The 6,186-nt window shown below is 69.9% G+C and carries 5 protein-coding genes; all 5 read left to right on the forward strand.

Annotated features, from left to right (window positions below; all coding sequences use genetic code 11):
- On the forward strand, window positions 1-272 hold a 272-nt coding region (locus tag VN779_RS12200), incomplete at its 5' end, for a hypothetical protein (RefSeq protein WP_325722605.1).
- Window positions 273-338: 66 nt separating this feature from the next.
- Window positions 339-1,439 carry an AAA family ATPase gene (locus VN779_RS12205; RefSeq protein ID WP_325722606.1) on the forward strand — a complete coding sequence of 367 codons (1,101 nt, stop codon included), beginning with the start codon at window positions 339-341 and terminating at the stop codon, window positions 1,437-1,439.
- Window positions 1,436-3,898, forward strand: coding sequence for a DUF5682 family protein (locus VN779_RS12210; RefSeq protein WP_325722607.1), 2,463 nt, complete (start codon window positions 1,436-1,438; stop codon window positions 3,896-3,898). Before VN779_RS12205 ends, VN779_RS12210 begins: the two co-directional genes overlap by 4 nt.
- Complete coding sequence (locus VN779_RS12215) at window positions 3,895-5,100, forward strand: VWA domain-containing protein (RefSeq protein ID WP_325722608.1); 1,206 nt, start codon at window positions 3,895-3,897, stop codon at window positions 5,098-5,100. The genes VN779_RS12210 and VN779_RS12215 overlap by 4 nt, the downstream gene beginning before the upstream one ends.
- A gap of 155 nt (window positions 5,101-5,255) precedes the next feature.
- Window positions 5,256-5,984, forward strand: coding sequence for an RDD family protein (locus tag VN779_RS12220; RefSeq protein WP_325722609.1), 729 nt, complete (start codon window positions 5,256-5,258; stop codon window positions 5,982-5,984).
- Window positions 5,985-6,186 lie beyond the last annotated feature (202 nt).

Raw genomic sequence — 6,186 nt, forward strand, 5'->3', positions numbered from 1 at the left:
CCGGCTGGATAGCCGAACAGTTGCAGGTCGCGGTCGCGGACAACGCCCCGGTCTCTGTGCGCGACCGGGTGGCCGCGCTGGTAGCGCAGCAGGCCGTGGCCCTGGCTTCGGGTGATCAGACACCGCGCGATCAGACAACACGCGATCGAACACCGCACACCGCGTCCCGCGTCGACTTGGTTTCGATGCTCGCTCTGCTGGACTTCCGCCGCGACATGCTCGCCGAACTCGCGCCGCCCGACCAGGCGGCGGCGCGGCCGGCCCAACCGTAACCGCGTTCGTTTCGAATCAGTACCACGCGAATCGCGAACTCTTCGACCAGGCAGGAATCGCCGACGATGACCAACCCGCTGTCCGAACCAGCAGTCCTGCGTCCGCACGCTGAGGACGCATTCGCGCACGAACTTGAGGCGCTGGCCAAGGGCGACACCCTGCCGCGCCCGCCGCGCTGGAACCTCTCGCCGCGCGCAGTCATCACCTACCTGCTCGGCGGGCAGGCCGCGGACGGCACCGAGATCGTGCCCAAGTACATCGGCCCGCGCCGCCTCATCGAGGTGGCCGTCGCGACCCTGGCCACCGACCGCGCCCTCCTGCTGCTCGGCGTGCCGGGCACCGCGAAGAGCTGGGTCTCCGAACACCTGGCCGCCGCGGTCTCCGGCGACTCCACCCTGCTGATCCAGGGCACCGCGGGCACCGCCGAGGAGTCGATGCGCTACGGCTGGAACTATGCGCAGCTGCTGGCGCACGGGCCTTCCCGCGACGCGCTGACCGCTTCCCCGTTGATGACCGCGATGGCCGACGGCAAGGTCGCCCGCATCGAAGAACTGACGCGTATCCCGGCCGACGTGCAGGACACGCTGATCACGATGCTGTCCGAGAAGACGCTGCCGATTCCGGAACTCGGCGACGAAGTACAGGCAGTCAAGGGCTTCACCGTGATCGCCACCGCCAACGACCGGGACCGCGGTGTCAATGATCTGTCATCCGCGCTGCGGCGCCGGTTCAACACCGTGGTGCTGCCGCTGCCGGCCAGCGCCGAGGACGAGGTGCGGATCGTCGCCCAGCGCGTCGCCGAACTCGGCCGCGGCCTGGAGCTGCCGGAGATCCCAGCCGCCGCGGAGGAGATCCGGCGCGTGGTCACCGTGTTCCGCGAGCTGCGCTCGGGGGTGACCGAGGACGGCCGGACCAAGCTCAAGTCGCCTTCCGGAACGCTGTCCCCAGCCGAGGCGATCTCCGTGCTCACCGGCGGAATCGCGCTGGCCGCGCATTTCGGCGACGGCACGCTGCGCCCGCACGACGTGGCCGCCGGCATCCTCGGGGCGGTGGTCAAGGACCCGTCTGCGGATCCGGTGATCTGGCGCGAGTACCTGGAAACCGTCGCCCGGCCGCGTGATGGATGGTCCGCGTTCTACGAGGCCTGCCGGGAGCTGTCGGCGTGAACCACGGCGCGGCGCAAGTCGTTCTGCTGGGCGTAAGGCACCACGGTCCGGGTTCGGCGCGCGCGATCGCGGCGGCCCTGTCCGCCTTCGAGCCCGACAGGATCCTGATCGAGGGGCCCGGCGACGCCGATCCGCTCATCCCGCTGGTCGGCGCGGACGGAATGCAACCTCCGGTCGCTCTGCTCGCCTACCGGGAGCAGGACCCGAAGGTCTCGGCGTTCTGGCCGTTCGCCGCGTTCTCTCCGGAGTGGGCGGCGTTGCAGTACGCCGTGACCCGCGGGGTCGAGGTCGGGTTCTGCGATCTGCCCGCGGCGGTCTCGCTCTCTCAGGGCGCTGAGGAGCGCGATGGCGGGCCGGATGACGCGGACGCGGAAGGCACGCCGCAGGCGGTGGCGCAACGGTCGCAACAGCGGGACCGGACCGGGGACGGCCCCGACCCGATCGCGCTGCTGGCCACGGCCGCCGGGTACGCCGATCCGGAGGCGTGGTGGGAAGACGTCGTGGAACATCGCGGCGGCCAGTACGGCCAGAGTTCGGAGAATCAGCACGACGGTGACAACCGGAACGGAGCGCGGCGGGCGACCGGAGGGGAGCCGCTCGCGGCCTTCGCCGCCGTCGCCGAGGCCATGGCCGCGGTACGCGAGCACGAAGCGACTGCCCGGCGTGACGCGCTGCGCGAAGCCCACATGCGTACGGTGCTTCGCGCGGCGCTCGCCGCCGGCGCGCAGCGTGTCGCAGTAGTCTGCGGCGCCTACCACGTTCCGGCACTCTCAGGCATCTGCGATGGACGCGAGATCACGCCGCCAACCGCCGCCGCGGACAAGAAGCTGCTGGTGAGCCTGCCCAAGCAGAGCAAGGCCACCGCGACCAAGCTGACCTGGGTGCCGTGGACGCACAGCCGCCTCTCCTACCACTCCGGCTATGGCGCCGGTATCGGCTCTCCGGGCTGGTATCAGCACCTCTTCGACACCGACGACCACATCGCGGAACGCTGGCTCACCTCGGTCGCGGAACTACTGCGCGCCGAGCGGCACCCGGTCTCCTCCGCACATCTGATCGAAGGGGTCCGGCTCGCCGAATCCCTGGCCGCGTTGCGCGGGCGGCCGATGCCGGGCCTGGCCGAGCTGACCGAGGCAACAGTCGCAGTGCTCTGTGAGGGCAGGGAGGAGCCGCTGGCGCTGATCGGCCGGGAACTGGTCGTCGGCGAGACGCTCGGCAGCGTCCCGAGCGGCGTGCCGACCGTCCCTCTGGCCGCCGACCTGACCCGCGAGGCCAAGCGGCTGCGGGTGCCGCGGACCGCCGCGCAGAAGCAGTACAACCTCGACCTGCGCGGCGCCACCGACCTGGACCGCTCAAAGCTCTTCCACCGCCTCGGCCTGCTCGGCATCGACTGGGCCGTCGCCGTGGGCTCGCGCGGTTCCGGCACCTTCCGCGAATCCTGGGACGTCACCTGGGAGCCGCTGTTCGAGGTGCGGCTGGTCGAGGCCGCGGTCTGGGGGACCACGGTGCTTTCCGCCGCGACCGCGAAGGTGCTCGACACCGCCGCCCAAACCGAAGCCCTTGGCTCGCTCACGGTTCTGGTGCAGCGTGCCCTGACCGCCGACCTGCCCGACGCGGTCGATCCGCTGATCGCGCAGGTGCAGAACCGCGCCGCGCTCGACACCGACATCGGCGATCTGGCCACGGCACTTCCCCCACTTGCCAACATCCTGCGATACGGCGACGTGCGCGGAACGCGCGCGGACGGCCTGCGAACGGTCGTGCACGGCATCGCGGTACGCATCGCGATCGGCCTGCCTCCCGCCTGCGTCAACGTGGACGATGACGCGGCGCGTGCTCTCGCACCCGCTCTCGGCAAGGTGCACGCCGCGATTCAGACCCTTGATGAGGAAGCGATCCGCGAACCGTGGCTACAGGCGCTGCGGCAGGTGGCCGATCTCGGCGGCTCCGGTGCCCACGGCCTGCTGGTCGGCCGCGCCACCCGGCTACTGAGCGATGCCGGGATCTTCCACGCGCAGGATGTGGCCGCCCGCATGGCCAAAGCGCTCTCCCGCGGCACCGAACCCGCGGACGCGGCCGGCTGGCTTGAGGGCTTCCTCGCTGGATCAGGCCTCGTGCTCGCCCATGACAAGGCACTGCTTCGGCTGATCGACGACTGGCTCGCGGTGCTCGACACGGATCGCTTCGAGCAGGTGCTTCCGTTGCTGCGCCGCACCTTTTCGACCTTCAGCGGGCCCGAGCGCCGCACGATCGGCGACCGCGCCGCACACCTCAGCCAGGCGGACCGGGCGGCGCCGGACTCACCGAGCTCCGCGCTGCCGACCGGTATCGCAGCGGACTGGTTCGCGGCGGCGCTGCCGACCGTGCGACTGCTGCTGACCGGTCAGACCGTCGTCGTCGAGTCGCCCACACCCGCAAGGAAACCATTGCCGACCAAGTCTCTGGAGCCTGCACCATGACCACTGCTTCCGGCGCGGCGGCAACGGATTCGAGCGATCTCGACACCGAGCGCCTGCGCCGCTGGCGTCTCGTGCTCGGCGGCGAGGCCGAGGGTTCCTGCGGTGCGCTCGGCGGTCGCGACCAGCGCATGGACAACGCCCTCGACGCGCTCTACGCCGCAGCCAACAGCAAGGCCGCACCGCGCGGACGGCCCGATACCCGAGGACAGCGCAGCGCCGGACTCCAAGCCTCCGCCCCGAACGTCGCGCGCTGGCTCGGCGACATCCGCGAATTCTTTCCCACTTCCGTAGTCCAGGTCATGCAGCGTGACGCGGTCGACCGGCTGAACCTTCGACAGCTGCTGCTCGAACCCGAACTGCTCAGCGCGGTGGAGCCCGACATCCACCTCGTCGGCACCCTGCTGTCTCTCAACCGGCTGATGCCCGACGAGACCAAGCAGACCGCACGCCAGATCGTGCGTACTGTCGTGGAAGACCTCGAACGCCAGCTTGCGCAGGGTTTCCGGGCCGCGGTCACCGGGGCGCTCAACCGGGCCGCTCGCACCAACCGGCCACAGCCACGCGATATCGACTGGAATCGGACGATACGCGCCAACCTCAAGCACTATCAGCCCGCGTATCGCACGATCGTGCCCGAGCGGCTGATCGGCTACGCCCGCGCGGCGAAGACGGTCAAGCGCGACGTGGTCCTCGCCATCGATCAGTCCGGTTCGATGGCCGCGTCGGTCGTTTACGCCTCGCTGTTCGGCGCGGTGCTCGCCTCGATGAAGACCCTCAAGACCTCGCTGGTCGCCTTCGACACCGAGGTGGTCGATCTGACGCCGGTGCTCACCGATCCAGTCGACGTGCTGTTCGGCACGCAGCTGGGCGGCGGTACCGATATCAACAAGGCCATCGCCTACTGCCAGTCGCTGATCACCAAGCCCACCGACTCCATCTTCATCCTCATCTCAGACCTCTACGAAGGTGGCATCCGCGACGAGATGCTGCGCCGGATGGCCGAGATGACCGCGGCCGGGGTGCAGTGCATCACGTTGCTGGCGCTCTCCGACGAGGGCGCGCCCGCCTTCGACCAGCGCAATGCCGCGGCGCTCGCCGAACTCGGCGTCCCCGCGTTCGCGTGCACGCCGGACCGGTTCGGCCCGCTGATGGCAGCCGCCATCGAGCGCCGCGATCTAGGGCCCTACACAGCGGTGGGCTGACGCGAGCAAACCCCCTTCCGCAGACCTGCGATGCATCGGTACTGTCCGGGGCTATGTCAACGCCACCTCAAGACCCGAGTAGCGGCGCGTCGGGCAGTTGGCCCCCGCCGCAGGACGCGCCGCCCGGTGCGCCGCAGTTTCAGCCTCCCGGGCCCGTGCCTCCTCAGTTCGGGCAGCCGACCGGCGGCTATCCGCAGGCCGGATATGGACCGGGCCAGCAGCCGTATGCGCAACCCGGCTATGGGCAGCAGCCTGGGTATCCGCAGCCTGGATACGGGCAGCAACCCGGTTACCCCCAGCCTGGATACGGGCAGCAACCCGGTTACCCCCAGCCTGGCTATCCGCAGCAGGGCTACCCGTACCCGCAACAGGGCGGTCCGTATAACCCGTACGCGCCGTACGGCGGCGCGCCCGGCGGGTTCGGCCCGCCCGCGCCTTTGGCTCCCTGGGGCGCCCGCGTCGGTGCGTTCCTGTTGGATGCGCTGATGCTCGTGCCGTTCTGGATCATCGCCATCATCGTTCTGACGGCGACTTCCAGCAGCGCGACGGTCGACCCGGACACGGGCATGGTGACCGGCGGCGGCCCCTCCGGAGCGGGCGTCGCGGTGGCGCTGCTGTTCTACGCCGGGGCGTTCGGCTTCCAGCTCTACCAGCTCTACCGGCAGGGCACGACGGGTCAGACGATCGGCAAGAAGGTCGTCGGCATCCGGGTCATCCGCGAGTCGGACGGCCGTTACACGGGGTTCGGTATGGCCTTCGTGCGCAACTTGGCGCACTTCGTCGACGGGATCGCCTGCTACATCGGCTTCTTATGGCCGCTGTGGGACGACAAGAAGCAGACCTTTGCCGACAAGATGTGCAGCACCGTCGTCGTACGAGGCTGACATGCCGCCGAGGATGCGCCGCACCGGCGTGTCCTCGGCGTCCTGCTCCCATCCTGCTCGTGTCCGGCTACCGGACACCGCTGCTGTAGACGCACATCACACGCGGCCGGTTACGGGCCATTCACCGAACCGGGATAACCTCATAGGAGCTTCCTAGGTAGGCCGGGGACGAGCAGCCGCCCCGAGCCGTCAGTCACTGAGG

Source organism: Actinocrinis sp., assembly GCF_035605935.1.
Classification (GTDB): domain Bacteria; phylum Actinomycetota; class Actinomycetes; order Streptomycetales; family Catenulisporaceae; genus Actinocrinis.